The organism is Actinacidiphila glaucinigra (genome assembly GCF_900188405.1).
In the GTDB taxonomy this organism is placed as follows: domain Bacteria; phylum Actinomycetota; class Actinomycetes; order Streptomycetales; family Streptomycetaceae; genus Actinacidiphila; species Actinacidiphila glaucinigra.
In genome coordinates, this window is sequence record NZ_FZOF01000008.1 from 1 (window position 1) to 23964 (window position 23964).

The 23964-nt window shown below is 72.8% G+C and carries 17 protein-coding genes; 2 read left to right on the forward strand and 15 right to left on the reverse strand.

What is annotated here, in order from left to right; all coding sequences use genetic code 11:
- The 8 genes from CHF15_RS18185 to CHF15_RS18220 all read right to left on the reverse strand — a co-directional run.
- Positions 1–449, reverse strand: a 449-nt coding sequence (locus CHF15_RS18185) for a flavodoxin-dependent (E)-4-hydroxy-3-methylbut-2-enyl-diphosphate synthase (RefSeq protein WP_179279858.1), incomplete at its 3' end; no start/stop codon positions are given.
- Positions 450–550: 101 nt separating this feature from the next.
- Positions 551–1876 (reverse strand): M50 family metallopeptidase, encoded by a 1326-nt coding sequence (locus CHF15_RS18190; protein WP_089224903.1) that lies wholly within the window; start codon positions 1874–1876, stop codon positions 551–553.
- Positions 1873–3141 carry a 1-deoxy-D-xylulose-5-phosphate reductoisomerase gene (dxr, locus tag CHF15_RS18195; RefSeq protein ID WP_089224904.1) on the reverse strand — a complete coding sequence of 423 codons (1269 nt, stop codon included), beginning with the start codon at positions 3139–3141 and terminating at the stop codon, positions 1873–1875. The genes CHF15_RS18190 and dxr overlap by 4 nt, the downstream gene beginning before the upstream one ends.
- A gap of 88 nt (positions 3142–3229) precedes the next feature.
- A complete protein-coding gene (locus CHF15_RS18200; RefSeq protein WP_089224905.1) occupies positions 3230–5167 on the reverse strand; it encodes an acyl-CoA dehydrogenase family protein in 1938 nt (645 codons plus the stop codon).
- Positions 5168–5288: 121 nt separating this feature from the next.
- Complete coding sequence (locus CHF15_RS18205) at positions 5289–7481, reverse strand: M48 family metalloprotease (RefSeq protein ID WP_245938907.1); 2193 nt, start codon at positions 7479–7481, stop codon at positions 5289–5291.
- A gap of 148 nt (positions 7482–7629) precedes the next feature.
- Entirely contained in the window at positions 7630–9075 is a 1446-nt protein-coding gene (locus CHF15_RS18210) for an aldehyde dehydrogenase family protein (RefSeq protein ID WP_089225217.1), read from the reverse strand.
- A 90-nt stretch (positions 9076–9165) separates the two neighbouring features.
- On the reverse strand, positions 9166–10710 hold the full coding sequence (locus tag CHF15_RS18215) for a PucR family transcriptional regulator (protein WP_089224906.1): 1545 nt from the start codon (positions 10708–10710) through the stop codon (positions 9166–9168).
- Positions 10711–11732: 1022 nt separating this feature from the next.
- Complete coding sequence (locus CHF15_RS18220) at positions 11733–13937, reverse strand: ATP-binding protein (RefSeq protein WP_107418555.1); 2205 nt, start codon at positions 13935–13937, stop codon at positions 11733–11735.
- A gap of 326 nt (positions 13938–14263) precedes the next feature.
- On the opposite strand from CHF15_RS18220, the gene gabT reads away from it, so the two are divergent.
- Both gabT and CHF15_RS18230 read left to right on the forward strand, forming a co-directional pair.
- A complete protein-coding gene (gene gabT, locus CHF15_RS18225; protein WP_089224907.1) occupies positions 14264–15595 on the forward strand; it encodes a 4-aminobutyrate--2-oxoglutarate transaminase in 1332 nt (443 codons plus the stop codon).
- A gap of 352 nt (positions 15596–15947) precedes the next feature.
- Positions 15948–16571 (forward strand): phosphatase PAP2 family protein, encoded by a 624-nt coding sequence (locus tag CHF15_RS18230; protein ID WP_245938908.1) that lies wholly within the window; start codon positions 15948–15950, stop codon positions 16569–16571.
- Here the strand turns inward: CHF15_RS18230 and CHF15_RS18235 are convergent.
- The 7 genes from CHF15_RS18235 to CHF15_RS18265 form a co-directional block, all read right to left on the reverse strand.
- Positions 16543–18048, reverse strand: coding sequence for a CoA-acylating methylmalonate-semialdehyde dehydrogenase (locus CHF15_RS18235; protein WP_089224909.1), 1506 nt, complete (start codon positions 18046–18048; stop codon positions 16543–16545). The genes CHF15_RS18230 and CHF15_RS18235 overlap by 29 nt on opposite strands.
- 90 nt (positions 18049–18138) lie before the next feature.
- The gene (locus CHF15_RS18240) at positions 18139–18831 is read right to left on the reverse strand and encodes a nucleotidyl transferase AbiEii/AbiGii toxin family protein (protein ID WP_089224910.1); all 693 of its coding nucleotides are present in this window, start codon (positions 18829–18831) and stop codon (positions 18139–18141) included.
- A 153-nt stretch (positions 18832–18984) separates the two neighbouring features.
- The gene (locus tag CHF15_RS18245) at positions 18985–19455 is read right to left on the reverse strand and encodes a hypothetical protein (RefSeq protein WP_089224911.1); all 471 of its coding nucleotides are present in this window, start codon (positions 19453–19455) and stop codon (positions 18985–18987) included.
- Positions 19456–19593: 138 nt separating this feature from the next.
- Positions 19594–20988 (reverse strand): NAD(P)/FAD-dependent oxidoreductase, encoded by a 1395-nt coding sequence (locus CHF15_RS18250; protein ID WP_089224912.1) that lies wholly within the window; start codon positions 20986–20988, stop codon positions 19594–19596.
- A gap of 34 nt (positions 20989–21022) precedes the next feature.
- On the reverse strand, positions 21023–21823 hold the full coding sequence (locus CHF15_RS18255; protein WP_089224913.1) for an ABC transporter permease: 801 nt from the start codon (positions 21821–21823) through the stop codon (positions 21023–21025).
- Positions 21823–22758 carry an ABC transporter permease gene (locus CHF15_RS18260; protein ID WP_018561753.1) on the reverse strand — a complete coding sequence of 312 codons (936 nt, stop codon included), beginning with the start codon at positions 22756–22758 and terminating at the stop codon, positions 21823–21825. Before CHF15_RS18260 ends, CHF15_RS18255 begins: the two co-directional genes overlap by 1 nt.
- Entirely contained in the window at positions 22758–23942 is a 1185-nt protein-coding gene (locus CHF15_RS18265; RefSeq protein WP_245938909.1) for an ABC transporter ATP-binding protein, read from the reverse strand. The genes CHF15_RS18260 and CHF15_RS18265 overlap by 1 nt, the downstream gene beginning before the upstream one ends.
- Positions 23943–23964: the final 22 nt, after the last annotated feature.

Sequence of the window (23964 nt, forward strand, 5' to 3'; positions counted from 1 at the left end):
GACCCGGCGTTGACCCCGATCCGGATCGGGGTGCCGGCGTCGGAGGCCGCCTTGGCGATCTCCTTCACCTTGTCGTCGAACTGCCGGATGTTGCCCGGGTTCACCCGCACCGCCGCACACCCCGCGTCGATCGCCGCGAACACGTACTTCGGCTGGAAGTGGATGTCCGCGATCACCGGGATCTGCGACTTCCTCGCGATGGTGGCGAGGGCGTCGGCGTCGTCCTGCGAGGGGCAGGCCACGCGGACGATCTGGCAGCCGGACGCGGTGAGCTCGGCGATCTGCTGCAGCGTGGCGCCGATGTCGGCCGTGACGGTGGTGGTCATCGACTGGACCGAGACGGGGGCGTCGCCGCCGACCGCGACCGACCCGACCTGGATCTGGCGGCTCTTGCGGCGGTCGGCGAGCTTGATCGGCACGGACGGCATCCCGAGCGAAATCGCGGTCATGTGCGTGGCATCCCCAAAGTACGCGGATCGAGGTCCCGGCGGCGTGGGCGGGCTCCGTTGAACGAGACTACGTCACCCCGCCCACGCCTCCGACATCGCGCCTAGGTCAAACGCACCGGATTGATGAGATCCGCGGCCATCACCAGTGCCGTGAAGCAGATGAAGATTCCCGCGACGACGTAGGCGACCGGCATCAGCTTCGCCACGTCGAAGGGACCGGGGTCGGGCCGCCGGAAGATCCGGGCGACGGTCCGGCGGACGGACTCCCACAGCGCGCCCGCGATGTGACCGCCGTCGAGCGGCAGCAGCGGGAGCATGTTGAAGAGGAAGAGCGAGAGGTTGATGCCGGCCAGCAGGTTGAGGAAGAACGCCACCCGCCAGGTGGCCGGGATGTCCATGGCGAAGACCTCGCCGCCGATGCGGGCGGCGCCGATCATGCCGACCGGGGAGTCCTGCTTGCGTTCGGCGCCGTTGAAGACGGCGTTCCACAGGTCGGGGACCTTGGAGGGCAGGGCCGCCAGGGACTCGACGCCGCTCTGGGCCATCTCGCCCATGCGGTCGATGGACTGGGCGAAGTCCAGCCGGATCACACCGCTGGCCGGGGTGAAGCCGAGGAAGCCGGCGGTGACGTACTGGCCCTCGGTGTAGCCGCCGTTCCCGTCGGTCTTGGTGACCTTGTTCTCGATCAGGTCGGCGCGCAGGTCGATGGTCCTGCCGTCGCGGAGCACCGTGACGGTGGCGGGGCCGGTGGTCTTGCGGATCTCCTGCTGGAGGACGGACCACTGGCTGTCGTCGACCCGGACGCCGTTGAAGGCGACGATCCGGTCGCCCGCCCTGAGGCCGGCCTTCTTGGCCGGGGTCTCGGGGTACTTCTTGCTGGCGCAGGGGTCCTTGGCCTTGAGCGCGGCCGTGTCGGACTGGGAGATGACGCAGTCCGAGACCTCGCCGACCGTGGTGGTCTGCATCTGCAGGCCGAAGCCCATGAGGACCGTCAGGAAGAGCACGAACGCCAGGATCAGGTTCATGAACGGGCCGGCGAACATGACGATCACGCGCTTCCAGGGCTTGCGCGTGTAGAACATGCGGGTCTCGTCGCCGGGCTTCAGCTCCTCGTACGCCGCGGAGCGGGCGTCCTCGATCATCCCGCGGAAGGGCGAGGTGGACCGGGCGGCGACCCGGCCGTCGTCGCCGGGCGGGAACATGCCGATCATGCGGATGTAGCCGCCCAGCGGGATCGCCTTGATGCCGTACTCGGTCTCACCCTTGTGGCGGGACCAGATGGTCGCACCGAAGCCGACCATGTACTGCGGCACCCGGATCTTGAACAGCTTGGCCGTGGAGAGGTGGCCGAGCTCGTGCCAGGCGATGGAGAAGAGGAGACCGACCAGGAAGACGGCGATTCCCAGTCCCCACATGAGTCCCGTCATACGTGTGCCGCCTCCGTCGTCGCCTGTTCCGCAGCCAGTTCCCGGGCACGGGACCGCGCCCAGTTCTCCGCCTCGAGGACGTCCTCCACGGTGAGGGAGGTTCCCTCGGCGGGAGTTCCGTGCTCCTCGACCACCCGTGCGACGGTGTCCACGATGCCCGTGAAGGGCAGCGTGCCCGCGAGGAACGCGGCCACGCACTCCTCGTTGGCCGCGTTGAACACCGCGGGGGCGGTACCCCCGAGGCTACCGACGTGGCGCGCGAGCGCCACCGCCGGGAACGCCTCGTCGTCGAGCGGGAAGAAGGTCCACGTGGCCGCCTTGGTCCAGTCGCACCCGGGCGCGGCGTCGGGCACCCGCTCGGGCCAGCCGAGGCCCAGCGAGATCGGCATCCGCATGTCGGGCGGGCTGACCTGGGCCAGCGTGGAGCCATCCGTGAATTCCACCATCGAGTGGATATACGACTGAGGGTGGACGACGACCTCAATGCGGTCGAAGGGAATGTCGAAGAGCAGGTGGGCCTCGATGACCTCCAGGCCCTTGTTCACCAGGGTGGCCGAGTTGATCGTCACCACCGGGCCCATGTCCCAGGTGGGGTGGGCCAGCGCCTGCTCGGGGGTGACCCCGGTCAGCTCCTCCTTGCCCCGGCCGCGGAAGGGGCCGCCGGAGGCGGTCACGACGAGCTTGCGGACCTCGGCGCGGGAGCCGCCCATGAGGGCCTGGAAGAGCGCGGAGTGCTCGGAGTCGACGGGCACGATCTGGCCCGGCTTGGCCACGGCCTTCACCAGCGGGCCGCCGACGATCAGCGACTCCTTGTTGGCGAGGATCAGGATCCGCCCGGCCTCCAGGGCGGCCAGCGTCGGGCGCAGCCCGATCGAGCCGGTGATGCCGTTGAGGACGGAGTGGCACGGACGGCCGGCCAGCTCGGTGGCGGCGTCCGGTCCGACGAGGATCTCCGGCAGCGGCTCGGTGCCGTAGCGCTCGGCCAGCGCCTGCCGCAGCGGTCCCTCCGCGTTCTCGTCCGCGACGGCGACCGCCTGGACGCCGAGCTGCAGCGCCTGGTCGGCGAGGAGCCCGACGCGGCCTCCCGCGGCGGACAGGGCCACCACCCGGAAGCGGTCGGGGTTGCGCAGGACGACGTCGATGGCCTGGGTGCCGATCGATCCGGTCGAGCCCAGGACGACGATGTCGCGGGGGCCGTCATGGGCGCCGCCGGCCGCGTCCGGTACGGGCAGCCGCAGGTGGGGGTCGGCGAGAGAGTCCGTCATCCCCCCATTGTGTCCGGTCGCCGGCACGGCGGGGGCACCGCCTCCGGGAAGGCGGTGCCCGCGCGCCGGGGGCGCGCCCCGGGTCCGGTCAGCGGATCGGCCGGTGGACGTTCTCCTTGCCGGAGGCGCCCGGGGTGGTGTCGGCGATCCACGGACCGTCGCTGGAGGGGTCGACGATGCCGGACTCGAGCCAGGTGTAGGCGCCGCCCAGGACCCCGTCGACGACCTTGCGGTCGATGGCGTCGGTGTTGGTCCACAGGCGCCCGAAGAGCTCCTCGACACGGATCCGCGACTGGCGGCAGAAGGCGTCGGCGAGCTGGTAGGCCTCGCGTCCGTTCTCGCCCCTGGTGCGGAGCATCTCGGCGCGGACGCAGCAGGCGCTCATGGCGAACAGTTCGGCGCCGATGTCGACGACGCGGCCCAGGAAGCCCTGCTTGGTCTCCATCCGGCCCTGCCAGCGCGACATGGCGTAGAAGGTGGAGCGGGCGAGCTTGCGGGCGTTGCGCTCGACGTAGCGCAGGTGGGCGGCGAGGTCGGGGTGGCCCGCCGGGTGGAAGGAGGAGTACGCACCGGGGATGTGGCCGGGGCCGGCCACCAGCTTCGGCAGCCAGCGGGCGTAGAAGCCGCCCGCCTTCATGCCGGCCCTGGCCTTGTCCCCGAGCGCCTTGTCGGGGTCGATGAGGTCCCCGGCGACCGACAGGTGGGCGTCGACGGCCTCACGGGCGATCAGCAGGTGCATGATCTCCGTGGAGCCTTCGAAGATCCGGTTGATCCGCAGGTCGCGCAGCAACTGCTCGGCCGGGACGCCCCGTTCGCCGCGGGCGGCGAGGGAGTCGGCGGTCTCGAAGCCTCGGCCGCCGCGGATCTGGACCAGCTCGTCGGCCATCGTCCAGCCCATCTCGGACGCGATGAGCTTGGCCAGCGCGCCCTCGATGCGGATGTCGTTGCGGTCCTCGTCGGCCATCTGGCTGGACAGATCCATGACGGCTTCGAGCGCGAAGGTGGTCGCCGCGATGAAGGAGATCTTCGCGCCGACGGCCTCGTGGCGGGCGACCGGCCTGCCCCACTGCTCCCGGGCGGCCGACCACTCGCGGGCGATCTTCAGGCACCACTTGCCGGCCGCGACGCAGGACGCGGGCAGCGACAGACGGCCGGTGTTGAGGGTGGTGAGGGCGATCTTCAACCCGGCGCCCTCGGGGCCGACACGGTTCTCCGCGGGGACCCGCACCTGGTGGAAGCGGGTGAGGCCGTTCTCGATGCCGCGCAGCCCCATGAAGGAGTTGCGGTTCTCGACGGTGATGCCCTCGGAGCCGGCCTCGACGACGAAGGCGGTGATGCCGCCCTTGTGGCCCTCGCTCTTCGGCACCCGCGCCATGACGACCAGCAGGTCGGCGACGACGCCGTTGGTGGTCCACAGCTTCACGCCGTCGAGGACGTAGGAGTCCCCGTCCGGGACGGCCGTGGTCGCCAGGCGCGCGGGGTCGGACCCCACGTCGGGCTCGGTGAGCAGAAAGGCCGAGATGTCGGTGCGGGCGCAGCGCGGCAGGAACCGCTCCTTCTGCTCCGGGGTGCCGAACATCTTCAGCGGCTGGGGCACGCCGATCGACTGGTGCGCGGAGAGCAGCACGCCGATGGCGGGGCTGGCGGAGCCGACGAGGGCCAGCGCCTTGTTGTAGTACACCTGGGTGAGGCCGAGGCCGCCGTACTTGGGGTCGATCTTCATGCCGAGGGCGCCGAGCTCCTTCAGCCCGGTGATGACCTCGTCGGGGATCCTCGCCTCACGCTCGATCAGGCCCCCGTCCACCTTCGTCTCGACGAAGTCGCGCAGCTTGGCGAGGAACTCCTCGCCGCGCTGGACCTGCTCCGTCGACGGTGTGGGGTGGGGATGGATCAGGTCGAGCCGGAAGCGGCCCAGGAACAGTTCCTTGGCGAAGCTCGGCTTTCGCCATTCCTGTTCGCGGGCGGCCTCTGCGACCTGGCGCGCTTCGCGTTCGGAAACGGTGGGGCGGGCGGATGCTGCGGACATGGGGGCGTCACCTCGCGTCGGTTACCGACCGGTGCTACTTGTTCGTTAGTACCCCGGTTCCGGCATGGTCACCAGCCCTCGCGCACGGGGCGCGGAGGGCCGGTGACCTTCCGACGGCGATTCAGGCCGACACGAGCAGCTTGCGCAGCGGCGCGCTGTCCGGGGCGGAACCGCCCTCGGTGACGGGGTCGGCGAGGGCGTCGACCGCGGAGCCGAACTCCGCCTCGTCAGTGCCGTCGGCCAGCACCAGCCGCACTCCCTGATCCCATGTCAGTTCCCAGTGCGCCGCGCCGGATTCGGCGAGGGCGAGACCGGCGAGGGCGGCGGCGCCCGCGTGCAGCGCGCCCTCGGGCAGTCCCTGCGCCACGGCCGGGAGGCGGCCCTGGTCGGCGGCGTCGAGCAGGGCCGTCAGCGTCGGCTCGACTCCCGCGGCCGACAGCGCGGCACGCAGCGGCGCGGCGTTCTCGGCGAGCACCAGACGCACCGAAGGATCCGCCAGGGCGCTCCACTCCACTCGGGTGAACGCCTGGCTCTCGGGGCTGAGGGTGGCCCCTTCCAGGGCGATCAGCACCTGGTCCCGGTCGTGCAGCAGCTCCAGGGCCGGCCGGTCCTGCCCGGCGGGCGCCTCGCCGGGCCCGTCGGCGGGCACCGCCTCGACGAGGCGGACGCGCTCGGCGATCGGGGGGTGCGAGTCGTACGGGGAGCGCTGCTCGCGCGGCAGCCGGGAGCGCAGCCGGTCCAGCTCCGCGCGGCGCGCGGGGTCGGACAGGAAGCGGGGCAGGCCGCCGTAGACCTGCCCGGCGGGCGGCAGCAGGCGGGCCGGGGCGCCGAAGGCGGCGTACTGCCGCATGTAGTGGTCGAAGGCGGCGTCCAGGACCGGGATCTCGCGCAGCGCGGAGGCGGTGGCGTCCCGCCCGGCGAGCCGCACGGCGGCCTGGTCGGCGGCGAGCTCCTGGGCGCGGCCGACGCTGTGCGAGGCGCGGAGGTAGAACTTGGCGTAGGCCGTGTAGATCGCCGCCATGGCGCGGTAGGTGACGCCGGCGCCGGAGGCGTCGACCTCCTTGGCCTTGCGGCCCTTGGCCAGTGCCTTCGCGGCCCGCTCCTCCTGGCGTGCCTGCTCGCGGCCCTGGGTCCGGGCGGCGCGCTCCTCGAAGTGGGCGATGGTGCGCAGCATCCGCTCCTGGCCGCGCAGGGTGATCGCGGACAGCCGTGTGTCGCTGTTGCCGTAGTGGCCCAGCTCGTGGGTGAGGACGGCGTGCAGCTGGCGCTCGGTCAGCCCGGCGAGCAGCGGCACGCCGATGTACATGCGGCGGCGGCCGCCGACGAGGCCGAGGAGTCGGGACTTCTCGGACACGGCGGCGTTGACCTCGCCGACGAGGACGATCTCGTCAGGAGCGCGGGTGCCGTAGCGCGCGGCCAGGTCGCGGACGGCCGCCCACAGCTCGGGCTGCTGCCGCTCGGTGACGGGGACGCCGGAGGGGCCGTCGTCCTGCGGGCGGCGCAGCATGAACATGCCGCGGACGATGGGGATGGCGAGGACGGCGCTGACGATGACGACCTTGCCGGTGAGTCCGCCCACGCCCCAGGAGGCGACCAGGACGTCGATCCCGGCCAGCACCGCGAGCAGCACCACGCCCAGCAGGTAGAAGCCCGCGAGCAGCACCAGGGCGCGCACGGCACGCAGTGTGGAGCCGCCGGCGGGGGCGGACCCGCTTCCGGCGGGCTGCGCGGCCTCGGCGCGCACCGCGCCCTGCGGCACCCCGTCGTCGGCCGCGCCGTCCGGGGAGGTAAGGGAGGAGGCGCCGACCGTCGCGGCCGGGACGCCGAGTGCCGCGCACACCCGGCGCAGCAGTTCGTCCGTGCCCGGCTTGGCCTCGCCGGGGCGCGGGTCGTTGCGGACCTCCGCGAGGGCGTCGGCCGCCTCGGGGCGCCCGAACCACTGCGCGCAGCGGGCGGCCAGGGCGTCCCACTGGGCGCGGTGCTCCGCGTACTCCTGCGGGTCGGTGGGCGGCTCCCAGTCCGCGGCCCACACCATGCTCTGGCTGCCCTCGCCGTCCGGGCGCACGAACACCGCGTACGCGACCTGCGGCGTCGCCACCAGTACCAGGGCCGGTGCGTCCAGCCGCCGGGCCAGCTCGCGGCCGGCCGGCACCAGATCACCGATCCCGATGCCCTCACCCTCGGTCACCGGCGCGTCGAAGAGCACTCCGGTACCGCCGTCGCCTCCGGCGACCCATCCGCCGACCGGTCCCCCGGCCACGGCCTCCGCGGTCGCCCCGGCCTCCGCCGTGCAGACCACCGCATACGTTGCCACCTTGTGTTTCCCCTCCCTGGCGCCTCCCCGGCGCCGTGCGTGAGAGCGACACTTTACGTGCGCATGCCGACAGTGCGCACAGCGCGGCCGGGACGCACCGCACATGCGCCCCGGCCGCTGGAAGGGGTGGCTCCTCCTGCCGTGGTGACTACAGGGCGAGACCGGTCAGGACCAGGACCCGCTCGTAGGTGTAGTCCTCCATGGCGTACTTGACGCCCTCGCGGCCCACGCCGGAGTCCTTGACGCCGCCGTAGGGCATCTGGTCCGCGCGGTAAGAGGGCGCCTCGCCGATGACGACACCGCCGACCTCCAGCTCGCGGTGGGCGCGGAACGCGGTCTGCAGGTCGTGGGTGAACACACCGCACTGCAGGCCGAACCGGGAGTCGTTGACGACCGCGAAGGCCTCGTCGGCGCCGTCCACCTTGTGCAGGGACAGGACGGGGCCGAAGACCTCCTCGGTGGCGATGATCGCGTCCGCCGGAAGGTCGGCGAGCACGGTCGGCTCGTAGGCGGCGCCGTCGCGCCGGCCGCCGGTCAGCAGCTTGGCGCCCTTGCCCAGCGCGTCCTCGACCCACGACTCCACGCGCTCGGCGGCCTTCTCGTCGACGAGCGGGCCGACGTCGGTGGCGTCGTCCGCGGGGTCGCCGGTGACCTGGGCGCGGACCTTGGCGACGACCTTCTCCACCAGCCGGTCGTACACGGACGCGTCGGCGACGACCCGCTGGACGGAGATGCAGGACTGGCCGCCCTGGTAGTTGGAGAAGGTGGCGATGCGGTTCGCCGCCCACTCCAGGTCCTCCTCGGAGGACCAGTCGGCCAGCACGACGGCGGCGGCGTTGCCGCCCAGCTCCAGGGTGGTGTGCTTGCGCGGCACCGAGTCCATGATCTGGTAACCGACCCGGTCGGAGCCGGTGAAGGAGATCACCGGCAGCCGCTCGTCCCGGACCAGGGCGGGCATGCGGTCGTTCGGGACGGTGAGCACGCTCCACGAACCGGCCGGCAGTTCGGTCTCGGCCAGGATCTCGCCCAGGAGCAGCGCGGACAGCGGGGTCGCCGGGGCCGGCTTGAGGATGATCGGAGTGCCGACCGCGATCGCCGGGGCCACCTTGTGGGCCACCAGGTTCAGCGGGAAGTTGAAGGGCGCGATGCCGAGCACGCTGCCGCGCGGGAAGCGCCGGGTCAGCGCCAGACGGCCCGTGCCGCCCGCGTCGGTGTCCAGGCGCTGGGCCTCGCCGCTGTTGAAGCGGCGCGCCTCCTCCGCCGCCCAGCGGAAGACGGACACGGCACGACCGACCTCGCCGCGCGCCCACTTGACCGGCTTGCCGTTCTCCGCGGTGATCAGCCGGGCGATCTCCTCCGTGCGCTCGGCCAGCCGCTTCGACACGTGGTCCAGGGCTGCGGCCCGCACGTGGGCGGGGGTCGCGGCGAACTCCGCCTCGACGGACTTCGCCGCGGCAACCGCCTCCTCCACCTGGGCGGGGGTCGGCACGCCGACGGAGGCCACGACGCTGCCGTCGTACGGGTTCACGACATCGAAGGTGTCCTCGCCGGTGGCGGGGCGGCCGGCGAGCCAGAAGGCGGTGGGGGTGCTCATGCGGACCACGGTAGGGCGGGCGGCACCCGGCCGGTCTTGTCCAGCGCGTCCTGCGCACCTCGCCCGATGCGACGTTTTGGCAGTCCCCGCTCAGCCGCCGGATTTCAGGGCCAGCCACAGCTCCATGCGGACGTCCGGATCGTCCAGCGAGCGCCCCAGGATCTCCTCCACGCGCCGCATCCGGTAGCGCAGTGTGTGCCGGTGCACCCCCAGGTCCGCCGCGGCGGCGTCCCACTGCCCGTGCCGGGACAGCCACGCCCGCAGCGACGCGACCAGATCACCCCGGGCGGTGGCGTCGTGCTCGCGCAGGGGCCGCAACAGGCCGTCGGAGAAGGCCCGTACGGCGTCGTCGCCCAGCAGCGGCAGCACCGAGCCGGAACCGACCTCGTCGTGCTCGACCAGACTGCGGCCACGCCGCCGGGCGACCGCCAGCGCGCGCTCGGCCTGCTCGTGCGCTGCCGGGACGCCCGCGGCGCCCACCGCGGCGGAGAGCCCCGCCACCAGGTCGTCGCTCCCGTCGACAGCCGCCACGCAGGACGGTACGACCTCGCCCTCCGCGGCCGCGAGCACCGTCAGCCGGTCCTCGTCGCGGACCGCCAGCACGGGCTCCGCGGACCGCATCCCGGCCGTCTCCACCCGTTCGGCCAGCAACCCCACCGCGTCCCCCGCGGCCTCGACGCGCTCCGCGGCCTCCGCGACCAGGACGCGCACGGGGGCGTCGAACAGCCCGCCGTACAGCCGGCCGGCCACGGTGCGGGCGTGCTCGGGCTCCCCGGCCAGCAGCATCCGCAGCAGTGCGGCACCCAGGCGCTGCTGTGTGTCCTGCAGCGCCTGGGACTGCTCCAGCGACAGCGTCAGCAGCGCGACGGCGGCGTGCACGAGGTACCGGGCGGAGGTGTCGGGCCGCTCCTCCGTGCCGACCGCGAGGAAGCCGCGGGGGCGCCGTCCGGTGCCCAGCGACTGCAGCTCGACGCGGTCCTCCGTGCCGGCCGGGCCCGCGACCGCCGCGCTGGCCGGGGCGGGCCTGCCGCGCAGCCGCTCCACCTCCCCGGCCAGCCGCGCCGCCCGCCGCCCAGCCCACTCCGGCGCCGCGGCCACCACGGCGCCCGACGCGTCGTACAGCGCCGCCCAGCCGTTCAGGTGCGCCGCCAGCCGCGACAGCAGCGCCGTCGTCCCGTCCGGCGCGAGCGCCGCCCGGGTCAGCTCCCGCTGTGCCTCGAACCCCGCGGTCACGGCCTTGTACCGGTCGGCGGCGATCTCCGCGGAGACGGCCTTGCTGATCGCGATGAACGGGGTCCTGTGCGGCACCTCCAGCAGCGGCAGCCGGTGCGCGCTCGCCGCGTCCACGAGCGCCTGCGGCACGGCATCGTGGCTGACCCCCACGCCGAACCCGAGGCCCACGACACCGGCGCCGGCCAGGCGCGCCACGTACTGGCCGAGTGCCTCGGGCGAGCCGACGTCCAGCTTGAGGCCCGTCGTGAGCAGCAGCTCGCCGCCCTCCAGGTACGGCGCGGGGTCGTCCAGCTCGCTGGTGTGCACCCAGCGGACGGCCGCCTCCTCCAGGCGGTCGCCTCCGGCGAGGACGGCCAGCTTCAGGGCGGGGTTCCGCAGCAGCGAGGCGAGCGTGGGCGGCACGGGCTTTTTCTCCATCTCGGAGTGCGTTCACATCCGATTCTGCCTCACCGTATACCTGCGGTGCCGGGCCGTCTGTGGGTGCGGGTGCGTCGTGGTTGCGGTTGGGGGGTTGCCCACCCGCCCTCCCGATTGCCCCGGATGGTTGGTGCGGGCCTCGCGCGCTTCGTGGGTGGGCCGGGGGCGGGGCCTCCGGGGTGGGCATTCTGTACCGCATATTTATGTGCATGGCGGGCACCCGCTCTTGCCGCCCCGGATGCCGCACAACAAATACACGTCAGCGTCCAGAACGCCCACCCCTACGACCCCGCCCCCTCGGTCGGTTCGGCGACCAACGGCCGGTGGGGGGTGAAGGGGAGGCGCCCCTCCCCGCACCGGGATGCTGCCCCCAGCGGGGTTCCCTCGGCCGCAGGCCGAGTGAAGGTGCGCGCACCGGTGGCTGGCGGCGCTTCCCGCGGGCGGTTGGGGACCCACAGGGGTTGCCTGCGTTGCGGCGAGCCCCGGGATGGTGGGGGCGCGCCCGCCCTGGCCTCCGGCGGGCCGCCGACCCGCAATCGGGTTCAGTCTTGGGACCACACTGACCGGGCCGGATGGGGCCGGCCCCCTGCCGAAGGCTGAGGCAGGACACGCACGTGCACACGGCAGCAGGCCGCTCAGCGCCCGCGCGCACAACCCCGCCGTCCGATCCACTCCGTTCCCTCATGGACGGCCTGACAGTTGCGGGCGTTCGGTGAGACACGTGCGGCAACCCCGGACCGCTCTACACCCCCCTCCGGCCGTCATGCGCCCGAACCGGCGGGAGGGGGTGTGGCGGGGTGCCCCCGCAGGGGACGAGCGGCGAACCCGGCGCCCAACGATGTAGGGGTAAACCGCGAGCCCCGAGGAGGTACCCCGGCGCGGCACCGACCCAGGCACACGGTGCGAGGCCCGCACTGACCGCGCCGGGCAATCGGGAGGGAGGGCGGGAGAACCGCCCGCCGCAGGCGCAACGCACCCGCACACAACAACCGGGCCGCACACAAGAATTACGCGCGCAAATCCACAAGCACCGGCGCCGCATGCTCCCCGTCCACCGCCGTGAGGGAGACCACGGCGTGCCCCGCAGGGACCCCGTGCGCGAGGTCGGACGCGGACCACCGCTCGCGCTCGACCCGGCGCACCGTCACCGACTCCGCCGTGACCGCCTTCCCGGTCACCAGCCGCCGCACCGTGTGCAGCACCCGCGTGAGCGGCTCGTCCGCGATGATCTGACGGTTCGTGACGTCCTGGACGTCCACCCACTCCTTGCCCCACACCTCCGCGAACCGGGCGCCGTCCCAGGCGGTGACCCCGGCGAGGGCCGCCCGGCAGCCGACGGCGCCCAGCAGGGCACCCCGGAGCGTTTCGGGGACGTCGTCCAGCGTGCGCAGCGTAAGGACCGCGCCGGCGTTGGCGGAGCGCATGCGCTGCAGGCCGCGCACGGATTCGGCGGTCACCGTGTGGGAGGCGTCGTCGAGGACGAGGCAGGCGAACAGGGAGCGGTCCTGGCGGGCCGCGGCGCACTCCGCGAACTGGGCGAGGACGAGCCGCGCCAGCATCCGGGAGACCTCGGCGTGGCCCCGTTCCGGGAGGTCGATGCGGACCCGCAGCGGGTGTTCCAGGCCCCGCAGCGAGAACGGGTGGCTGCCGCCCGTGGTGTCGAAGAACCCGGCGAACGCGGGCCGGTCGAGCAGCGCGATGCGGTCGGCGAGCAGGGGGCCCGCGTCGCCGGGCCGGGCGGACTGCCGTTCCCGTGCGTCGAGTTCGCGCAGCTGGCCCTGGGCGGCCGCGCCGCGGGCCTGCAGGGCGGAGCGGAGCGCGGCCAGCGCGGAGGGCGTCCCGTCGAGGAGTTCGCGCAGCTCGGGGACGGAGGGGAAGCGGCCGTGGGCGGCGTGGAAGGGCCCGAGGAGCTGGGCGAGGGCGGTGGCGGCGCGCCGGCTGTCGCCGCCGGGAAGCGCCGCGGCGAGATCGCCGACGAGGGCCTCGGCGAGGAAGCCCGCCGCCTCGTCGGGGTCGGCGGTGCCGCCGTAGAGGTCGAGGTCGTACGCGGAGTCGGGCTGGCCGATCTTGACGACGACGTCGAAGGACTCGTCCGGCGCGAGCCGTGCCCCGTCGGTGCCGACCACGACGACGGCCGCCCGCCCGGCGAGTGCCTGAAGGCACATGAGTTCCAGTGCGGGCCGCACGAAGCGCACGGTCTTTCCGGAGCCGGGCGGCCCGACGGCCAGCAGGGACGTGCCGAGGACGGACGGTTCGAGGGCGTAGCCGGCGCCGCGGTGGGTGCGGGGGTTGCGCTCGTCGTCGGGAGCGGCACCGATGCGGACCTGTCCGGCGAGCAGGTCGTGCCGGGCGGTGCGGGCGGGCAGGTCACGGGCGCCGGAGGGGTGGGCGCAGGCGGCGGCCCCGTACCGCAGGACGGTGTCGGTGAAGGCGGTCAGCCGGCCGGGTTCGGAGCGTACGGACTGCCAGGCGCGGGAGAGGCGGGTGAAGTCGACGTCGTTCATCAGCCCGGCGCGGGCGTCCTCGGCGAGCCGGTCCGCGGCGTCGGCGGCGCCGCCCTGGCGGAGGGCGGGGAAGGCGGCCGGGTCCTGGGCGGGGTCGGCGGGTTCGCGGCCCGCGGCCGTGCGCTCCTCCTCGCGGGCGCGCCGGAGCGGCGCGGTGATCCAGCGGCGCCACAGTTCCGCCCAGCGGCCGACGCGGGCGAAGAAGACCAAGAGGGCGCCGCCGATGAGCGCGTAGTAGAGGTACGAGGCCCACAGGTAGGCGGTCTGGTTGCCATCGGCCTGCCGCCAGGAGTCGGGGGTCAGGGCGAGCAGCGGCCAGAGCCAGTAGCTGCCGAGGTAGCCGTTCCACAGCAGGGACCACAGCAGCCAGCCGCCGAGGAAGGCGATCAGGGCGCCGGCGACGAGCTGGCGGCCCGGCACGGCGTCCGGGTCGGCGGCGGGCCGGGGGCGGTGGCCGAGGCGCCACACGCCGGGGGCGGCGGCGGGGCGCGGGGCCCGCAGCCAGGCGAGGAGGCCGGAGCCGTCGGGCGTGCCGGAGGGCGCGGACTCCGCGGGGGCGTGCCAGGTGCCGGCGCCCGGACGGGTCCCCGGCTGCGGCGGGGGTCCGGGGGGCAGCGGGGGCGCGGCGAAGGCGGCGGGGGCGGCGTCGCGCCGGGCGTCCCGCTCGCCGCGGCCGGGGTCGGCGGGGCCGGGCCGGGCACCGGGCACGGGGGGCGGCCCCGGGTGCGCGGACGGGGCACCCGGCATCGGCCGGGCACCGGGTACCGGCGGCGTGCCCGGTTGCGGGCCGGGGCCTCCGGGCGGAGGCGCCGCGGGCTTCTCGTGCGTACCGTCGCGTTCCATCGCGTGTGCCACCCCTCGCAGGTCCGCACTCAATGTAGTCGAGCGGCCACCGGAGTCTGAAGGATCTTGGCACGCTCATGTCCGCCACGTCGAAGAGGCATTCCGCAGTGCGCCCTATCGGAGTGTGCGGGGCTCCGCCGTACGGGCTTAGCCTGCGAGAAAAGACCACGGTTCGAAGGAGTACGTCCGCCATGACCGATCTGGCCCAGGAACGTCGACTCGTCACCCCGATCCCCGGCCCCAAGTCGCAGGAGCTGCTGGCGCGCAAGACGGCGGCGGTCCCGAGCGGTGTCGGCGTGACCCTGCCCGTCTTCGTCACCCGCGCCGGCGGCGGCGTGCTGGAGGACGTGGACGGCAACTCCCTGATCGACTTCGGTTCGGGCATCGCGGTGACCTCGGTGGGCAACAGCGCCGAGGCCGTGGTGCGCCGCGCGTCGGCGCAGCTGGCCGACTTCACCCACACCTGTTTCATGGTGACGCCGTACGAGGGGTACGTGGAGGTCGCCGAGGCCCTCAACGAGCTGACCCCGGGCGACCACGAGAAGCGCACCGCGCTGTTCAACTCCGGTGCCGAGGCCGTCGAGAACGCGGTGAAGATCGCCCGCGCGTACACCAAGCGCCAGGCGGTGGTCGTCTTCGACCACGGCTACCACGGCCGCACCAACCTCACGATGGCGCTGACGGCGAAGAACATGCCGTACAAGCACTCGTTCGGCCCGTTCGCGCCCGAGGTCTACCGCATGCCGCTGGCCTACCCCTACCGCTGGCTGACCGGTCCGGAGAACTGCGCGCAGGAGGCGGCGGCCCAGGCGATCGACATGATCACCAAGCAGGTCGGGGCCGAGAACGTGGCCGCGATCGTGATCGAGCCGATCCAGGGCGAGGGCGGCTTCATCGAGCCGGCCAAGGGCTTCCTGCCGAAGCTGGCGGAGTTCGCGCGGGAGAACGGCATCGTCTTCGTCGCGGACGAGATCCAGACCGGCTTCTGCCGCACCGGCCAGTGGTTCGCGTGCGAGGACGAGGGCATCGTCCCGGACCTGATCACCACCGCCAAGGGCATCGCCGGCGGTCTGCCGCTGGCCGCGGTGACCGGCCGCGCCGAGATCATGGACGCCGCGCACTCCGGCGGTCTGGGCGGCACCTACGGCGGCAACCCGGTGGCGTGCGCCGGTGCGCTCGGTGCCATCGAGACGATGAAGGAGCAGGACCTCAACGCCAAGGCGCGCCGCATCGGCGAGATCATGCTCGCCCGGCTGCGCGGCATGCAGGAGAAGTTCGAGATCATCGGTGAGGTCCGCGGCCGCGGCGCCATGATCGCGATCGAGCTGGTGGAGGCGGGGAGCAAGACCCCGAACGCCGCCGCGACCGCCGCCGTGGCCAAGGCCTGCCACGCGGAGGGCCTGGTGGTCCTGACCTGTGGCACCTACGGCAACGTGCTGCGCTTCCTGCCGCCGCTGGTCATCGGGGAGGACCTGCTGAACGAGGGCCTGGACATCATCGAGGGCGCGCTCGCGCGGCTGTGACCAGGTGCTTCGCCCGTGACCGTGCGTGTACGACACACAGCGTGAAGAAGGTGTGCGGGCCTGATGGCGGGAGGGTGCAACCCCTGCCCGGCGGGCTCCTGGTGACGTACGGTTTCCGCAGATGGAAGAAACACCCCGTCTGCGGAAGTCCGCGGGCGACACTTTGCCGGTGAATCCCCATCACCGGTACAGCAGTGCCCTCGCGCACAGCGCCGAAGCCGAAGGCTCCGGCAATCCTCGCCGATCGGTCGGCCGCTTGCCCCAAACCCCCCGGGGCGGGCGGTACGGCGATCGTTCTGGCCGCCCCGGAACTCTCCCCCCTGTTCCGGGGCGGCCAACTTCTCTGGTGGCCGTGGTGTGCACGGCGCTCTTCGGACTGCTGACCTGGCAGGAGGCACTACGAGGGCGCCTGCTGGCTCTGGACGGGCCGGTGCGCGCCGCCCTTGCGGGATCCTCCCCCCACCCCGCAGACCGCTCCGCCGCGGCCCGGTTCCTCGCCGATCTGGGCAACTGGCAGGTCGCCGTGCCCGTGCTGCTGCTTGCGATGGTCTGCACCACTTGGCGCGCCCGCCGGTACGGGCTGCCCCGCCCCTGGCTGCCGGCGTCGGCCTACGCGCTCGTGATGGTCGCCGCACCGCTGCTGGTCGCCCTGGTGAAGCCGCTGATCGGCCGGGCCGGCCCGGGTTCCCTGACCCTCTCGCCCGGTTATCCCGGGCTCTACCCCTCCGGCCACGCTGCCACGGCGGCCGCCACGTACGGCGGCGCCGTCCTCCTGCTGCTGCCGTGGCTGGTGCGCGCGGCGGCACGGCGGCTGCTGGTCGCGGCCGCCGTGCTGCTCAACGGTGCGGTGGGGGTCGCCCTGGTCCGCTGCGGCTATCACTGGCCGCTCGACGTCGTGGGGAGCTGGCTGCTGTGCGGCGCCCTGCTCGCGGGCGCCGCCCTGGCGGTCAGTTGTTGGTCGGGAAACCGAGGTTGATGCCGCCGTGGCTCGGGTCGAGCCACCGCTGGGTGACGGCCTTGCCGCGGGTGAAGAAGTGGACGCCGTCCGGGCCGTAGGCGTGCGTGTCGCCGAACAGCGAGGCCTTCCAGCCGCCGAAGGAGTAGTAGGCGACCGGCACCGGGATCGGCACGTTGATGCCCACCATGCCGACCTCGACGTCGTGCTGGAAGCGGCGGGCGGCGCCGCCGTCGTTGGTGAAGATGGCCGTGCCGTTGCCGTACGGGTTGGAGTTGATCAGCTCCAGGCCCTCGTCGTACGAGCCCACGCGGACCACCGACAGGACCGGGCCGAAGATCTCGTCGTTGTAGACGGACATGCCGGGCTTGACGTCGTCGAAGAGGGTCGGGCCGAGCCAGAAGCCCTCCTCGGTGTCCTCGCCGGTGACGGAGTGGGTGCGGCCGTCCACGGCGAGGGTCGCGCCGTCGGCGAGGCCCGCGTCGAGGTAGGACGTCACCTTGTCGCGGTGGGCGCCGGTGACCAGCGGGCCCATCTCGGAGGCGGCGTTGCAGCCGGGGCCGACCGTGAGACCGGCCATCCGCTCCTTGATCTTCTCGACCAGCGTGTCGCCGATCGGGTCGACCACGACGAGGACGGACACGGCCATGCAGCGCTCGCCTGCCGCGCCGAACCCGGCGTTGACGGCGGCGTCGGCCGCGAGGTCCAGGTCCGCGTCGGGCAGCACCAGCATGTGGTTCTTGGCGCCGCCCAGGGCCTGGACGCGCTTGCCGTAGCGGGTTCCGGTCTCGTAGACGTACCGGGCGATCGGGGTGGAGCCGACGAAGGATACGGACTTGACGTCCGGGTGCTCCAGGAGGCGGTCGACGGCGGCCTTGTCGCCGTGCACGACGTTGAAGACGCCGTCCGGCAGCCCGGCCTGCTTCCACAGCTCCGCGAGGAAGTTGGCGGCGGACGGGTCCTTCTCCGAGGGCTTGACGACGACGGTGTTGCCCGCGGCGATGGCGATGGGGAAGAACCACATCGGCACCATCGCCGGGAAGTTGAAGGGCGAGATGATCGCGACCGGGCCGAGCGGCTGACGGATCGAGTAGACGTCGATGCTGGTCGAGGCCTGCTCGGTGAAGCCGCCCTTGATCAGCTGCGGGATGCCGCAGGCGTACTCGACGACCTCCAGGCCGCGGGCGATCTCGCCGAGCGCGTCCGAGTGCACCTTGCCGTGCTCGGAGACGATGATCGCGGCCAGCTCCTCGCGCTTGGCGTTGAGCAGCTCGCGGAAGGCGAAGAGCACCGTGGTGCGCTTGGCGACCGAGGCGTGGCGCCACTCCTTGAACGCGGCGGCGGCCGCGCCGACGGCCTGGTCGACCTCGGCGATCGACGCGAAGTCCACCCGCCCGGTCACGGCTCCGGTGGCGGGGTCGTACACGTCCCCGTGCCGCTCCGTGGTGCCGGTCCACGACTGCCCGGCGATCCAGTGCGTGATGTGCTTGTCGGTCACGGCGGACCTTCCTCTCCTCGTCTCCTGCCAGTGTCGCCAGCGGGCGGGGCGCCCTCAAGCACCAAGGTGTCGGCGCCGGGGGCGGGAGCTTTACAGGTCGTACAGCTCGTCGGGGTGCTCCATGCCCTCCATGAGGTCCAGGCGGATGTCCTGCGCCCAGTCGAAGGCCCAGCGTTTGACGTCGGCGACGGCCGTGCCGTCGAGTCCCTGCGCCGCGTACGCCGCGTCGTCGGCCTCGACGAGCTTGTCGAGGCGGTCGGCGAGCAGGCGCGGCTGGAGGTCCTCGTCCAGGTGGACGGCCATCGTGAGCAGCTCCCCCGGTGTGAACCAGGCGGTCAGGGCGTGGACGTCGACCAGGTCGCGCACGGTGGCGCGGTCGGCGACGGCGGCCACCTTCAGCGCGGCGCAGTCCTCCAGGGCCACCACCGGCACGGGCGCGGACAGGCCGAGATCGACGGGGACCGGTGGGCGGGTGAGCGGCTGCTTGGCGACGTGGACGGTACGGCCGGCCTCGCCCGGCGGGGTGACCCCGAGGTGGGCGGCGAGCGGTGTGCCGGGCAGCGGGGCGACCTCGTAACCGGCCCCGGTGTACGCGGCGGCGAGCGCGGCGGCGATGTCGCCGGCCGGGGTGGAGCTGAAGGTCACCAGGTCGAGGTGGCGTGACGGGCGGCGCTCGAAGCCGTGCGCGATCAGCGCGAGGCCGCCCGCCACGGCGAGGCCGTGGCGCCCGCAGACGGGCAGGGCGGTCTCGACGAGGTGCGCGAGGCCGGGTGCGAGGTCCATGTCAGCCCGCCGCGGCGGGGGGCGCGGGAACGGGGGCGCGCCGTGGCGCGCCCGGGTATCCGCGGCCGCTCCGGGGCCGGCCGCGTTCCGTCGGGATCATGGGACAAGTGTCGCGCACGGGGGCGTACGGCCGGCGGGCCCCCGGTCGCGGGGTCACTCGCGCGGACCACGTCCGCGCCGTCCGGCCAGATGGGCCGCCGCCTCGTGCATGGCCAGTTCCAGGACGCCGGGGTCGGTGAGGTTGCCGGTGCCGTCCGGCGGTACGAGCCAGCGGACGCCGCCCGTGGCGCGGCCGGGGTAGGGGACCACGATCCAGGTGCCGGGGCCCACGGTGCGGACCCCGGTGCCGATCCAGCGGGCGGCGGTGCCCGGGGGCACGAACCAGCCCATGCGGGAGTCGCCGAAGTCGGCCAGGACCGGGCCCGGGCGGTCGACGAGACGGGTGAGGACGTCGAGCGTCGGGTAGCCCAGTTCGCCGGTGAGGATGAGGACGTCCCACAGCCTCCCGGCGGGCAGGAGCGTCACCCCGAGGGGGTGGCGCTCCCATTCCCAGCGGGTGGCGTCGGGGTCGGGTGCCACGGAAACCAGCCATTCGACCGCGCCCCGCGCGTCTGTGCCCACCATGCCGGTTCCTCCGTTCCGTGTGTGCGCTGTCGTGCTGTCACGTGGAGAGAGGAGGGCGGTGACGGATCATTACGCGGGTTTCACCACGCTCGATGGGGTGATCCGGACCACAGGCCGACCGCGGGGTCCGGGGCCCGGTCAGCTGTCGAAGCCGAGGCCGAGCCGGTCCATCGCCTTGAGCCACAGGTTGCGCCGCCCGGCGTTGCGGTCGGCGCGGTCCAGGGACCACTTGGTGAGGCCGATCCCCGCCCACGCCAGGGGCTCGGGCGGGAAGGGCAGCGGCTTGGTGCGCACCATCCGCAGCTCGGTGCGCTCGGTGCGCTCGCCGGAGAGCAGGTCGAGCATGACGTCGGCACCGAAGCGGGTGGCGCCGACACCGAGGCCGGTGTAACCGGCGGCGTAGGCGACCTTCCCGTCGTGGGCCGTGCCGTAGAAGGCGGAGAAGCGCGAGCAGGTGTCGATCGCCCCGCCCCAGGAGTGGGTGAAGCGCACGCCCTCCAGTTGCGGGAAGCAGCGGAAGAAGTGCCCGGCGAGCTTCAGATAGGTCTCCGGCCGCTCGTCGCGGGAGGCGTCCAGTCGGCCGCCGTACGGGTAGATGGCGTCGTAGCCGCCCCACAGGACGCGGTTGTCGGCGGTGAGCCGGAAGTAGTGGAACTGGTTGGCGCTGTCGCCGAGCCCCTGGCGGTTCTTCCAGCCGATCGCATCGAGCTGCTGCGGTGTCAGCGGTTCGGTCACCAGCGCGTAGTCGTACACGGGGACGATGTAGGGGCGCACCCGGCGCACCAGTGAGGGGAAGACGTTGGTGCCGAGCGCGACGTGCCGGGCGAAGACGCGCCCGTACGGGGTGCGCACGGCCATGCCGGAGCCGTTGTGCGCGAGCCGGGTGGCGCGGGTGTGCTCGTAGACGCGTACGCCCAGCTCCTCGCAGGCCGTTCGCAGGCCCCAGGCGAGCTTGGCGGGGTGCAGCATGGCGACGCCCCGGCGGTCCCACAGGCCGCCGACGAAGGTCGGCGAGTCGACCTCGGCGCGGACCTGGTCGCGGTCGAGCAGCTCCAGTTCGACGCCGTGCCGGGCGGCCTCCTCGGCGGACGCCCGCAGGTCGTCGAGCTGGTAGGGCTCGGTGGCGACGTCGATCTCGCCGGAGCGTTCGAAGTCGCAGTCGATGGAGTGGCGGGCCACCGTCTCCTCGATCCCGTCGAGGTTGCGGTTGCCCAGCTCCTCCAGCCGCCCGAACTCCTCGGGCCACCGGGCCAGCCCGTTGGCGAGCCCGTGGGTGAGGCTGGCGGCGCAGAAGCCGCCGTTGCGGCCGGACGCCGCCCAGCCCACCTCCCTGCCCTCGATCAGGACGACTTCGCGGCGCGGGTCGCGCTCCTTGGCCAGCAGCGCGGTCCACAGCCCGGTGTAGCCCCCGCCGACCACCAGCAGGTCGCAGTGCTCGTCGCCGACGAGGGCGGAACCGGCCCGCGGCCTGCCGGGGTCCTCCAGCCAGAACGGTGTCGGCTGCGCGTCGGCGAGCGAACGGGCTGGGTCCATGGGGTCTCACACCTTTGCGGATGCGGTCGGCGGATCAACTATGGGCTTTCCTGCGGCGGCTGAGCAGCTGTCCGACGACGACGCACAGCACCGCCGCGACGAACATCAGCGTGCCGATGACGTTCACCTGGACGGGCAGGCCCTTCTGGGCGGCGCCCCAGACGAACATCGGGAAGGTCACGGTCGCCGGGCCGGCGTTGAACTGCGTGATGATGAAGTCGTCGATGGAGATCGCGAAGCTCAGCAGCGCGCCCGCCGCGATGCCGGGCGCGGCGATCGGGAAGGTGATCCGCCAGAACGTCGACCACGGGGTGGCGTAGAGGTCCTGGGCGGCCTGCTCCAGTCGCGGGTCCATGCTCATCACGCGCGCCTTGACCGCCGTCACCACGAAGCTGAGGCAGAACATGATGTGCGCGATGAGGATGGTCAGGAAGCCGAACTGGATGCGCATGTTGAGGAACAGGGTGCCGAGCGAGGCGCCCATGACGATCTCGGGCATCGCCATCGGCAGCCAGATCAGGCCGGTCACCGGGCCGCGGCCGCGGAAGCGGTAGCGGCCGAGCGCGAAGGCGACCATGGTGCCGAGGACGGTGGCGCCGAGCGTGGCGAGGACGGCGATCTGCAGGGACAGCGACACCGAGTCGCACATGTCGCCGACGCCGCAGGGGTTCTTCCAGGCGTCGAGCGAGAAGTGGTTCCAGGAGTAGTTGAAGCGGCCCTTGGGCTGGTTGAAGGAGAAGATCAGGACGATCACGTTGGGGATCGTCATGTAGGCGAGGGCGGCCACGCCGGCGAAGACGACGAGGTGCCGTCGCACCCAGTTCAGCACGGGCATCAGACCAGTTCCTCCGTCCCCGCCTTGCGGATGTAGACGGACACGATCACCAGGATCGCGGCCATGAGCATGAAGGACAGTGCGGCGGCGGTCGGGTAGTCGAGCACCGTCAGGAACTTGGACTGGATGACGTTGCCGATCATCTGCTCGCTGGGGCTGCCCAGCAGTTCGGCGTTGATGTAGTCGCCGGAGGCGGGGATGAAGGTGAGCAGCGTGCCGGCCACGACGCCGGGCAGCGAGATAGGGAAGGTCACCTTGCGGAAGGTGGTGAAGGGCCGGGCGTACAGGTCGCCCGCCGCCTCGTGCAGCCGCGGGTCGATGCGCTCCAGCGAGCTGTAGAGGGGCAGGATCATGAAGGGCAGGAAGTTGTACGTCAGACCGCACACCACCGCCAGCGGGGTGGCGAGTACGCGGTCGTCGGCGGTGATGCCGAGGGACGCGGTGACGTTCAGGATGTGCAGCTTGTCCAGCACGGTCACGACGTAGCCGTCGTCGGCGAGGATCGTCTTCCAGGCCAGGGTGCGGATCAGGAAGCTGGTGAAGAACGGCGCGATGACCATGACCAGCAGCACGTTGCGCCAGCGGCCCGCCTTGAAGGCGATGGTGTACGCCAGCGGGTAGCCGATCGCCAGGCAGAGCACGGTGGCGATGCCGGCGTAGATCAGCGACCGCAGGTAGAAGACGTCGTACTCCCTGAACGCGTCCCAGTAGGTCGCGAAGTGCCAGGTGACCTGGTAGCCGGTCTCCAGGGAGCCGGTCTGCACCGAGGTCGAGGCCTGGTAGACCATGGGGGCCGCGAAGAAGACCAGCAGCCACAGGATGCCGGGCAGCAGCAGCCAGTACGGGACGAGTCTGCGCCGCCGGGCGGCGGCGCCGGGCGGTACCGGCGGGACCTCCGCCGGTGCCCCGGCGGGGGCGGTGGAGAGGGCGGCCATTACGCGTTGACCTCCCCGGCCTCGATGTCCTGCGCGGCGTCGAGACCGAAGGTGTGCGCGGGGCTCCAGTGCAGCACCACCTCGGCGCCGGGGACGAGGCGGCCGTCGCGCTCGACGTTCTGCGCGAAGACGGCGAGCTCCGGGCACCAGGGGCTGTTGACGACGTACTGGGTGGAGACGCCGATGAAGCTGGCGTCGACGATCCGCCCGGTGATCTTGTTGCGGCCTTCGGGGACCTCGGCCGCGTCGTCGGCGTGGACGATGGATATCTTCTCCGGGCGCACCCCGGCGAGGAGCTTGTCGCCCGCCCGCACCGAGGGGACGCACCGCGCGGTGGGCATCGCCAGGCGGCCGTCGCCGACGCTGAGCAGCAGGTCGTCGCCGCTGGTGCCGGCGACCTGGGCCTCGATGAGGTTGGACTGGCCGAGGAAGTTGGCGACGAAGGTCGTCCGCGGGTTCTCGTACAGGTCGGTGGGCGCGCCGAGCTGCTCGATGCGGCCCGCGTTCATCACGGCGATGGTGTCGGCCATGGTCATGGCCTCCTCCTGGTCGTGCGTGACGTGCACGAAGGTGATGCCGACCTCGGTCTGGATGCGCTTGAGCTCCAGCTGCATCTGGCGTCGCAGCTTCAGGTCCAGGGCGCCCAGGGGTTCGTCGAGGAGGAGCACCTTGGGGTGGTTGATCAGGGCGCGGGCGACGGCGACGCGCTGCTGCTGGCCGCCGGAGAGCTGGTGCGGCTTGCGGCGGGCGAGGTGGCCGAGCTCCACGAGCTCGAGCATCTCCTCTACCTGGCCCTTGACGGACTTGACGCCGCGGCGGCGCAGGCCGAAGGCGACGTTCTCGTAGATGTCGAGGTGCGGGAAGAGCGCGTAGTTCTGGAAGACGGTGTTGACCGGGCGCTTGTAGGGCGGCAGGCCGGTGACGTCCTGGTCGCCGATGCGGACGGTGCCCCCGCTGGGGTCCTCCAGGCCCGCGATCATGCGCAGCGTGGTGGTCTTGCCGCAGCCGGAGGCGCCCAGGAGCGCGAAGAAGGAGCCTTCGGGGATGGTCAGGTCGAGTGGGTGGACGGCGGTGAAGTCGCCGTATTCCTTGCCGAGGCCGGTGAGGGTCACGGCGCCTCCCGCGGAGGCGGGGTTCCTGGCTCCGGCCGGCTCGTCGGCGAGCGGTGCGGTCTGCTGGGTCATGTCGTCAGATCCCTAACTGCGG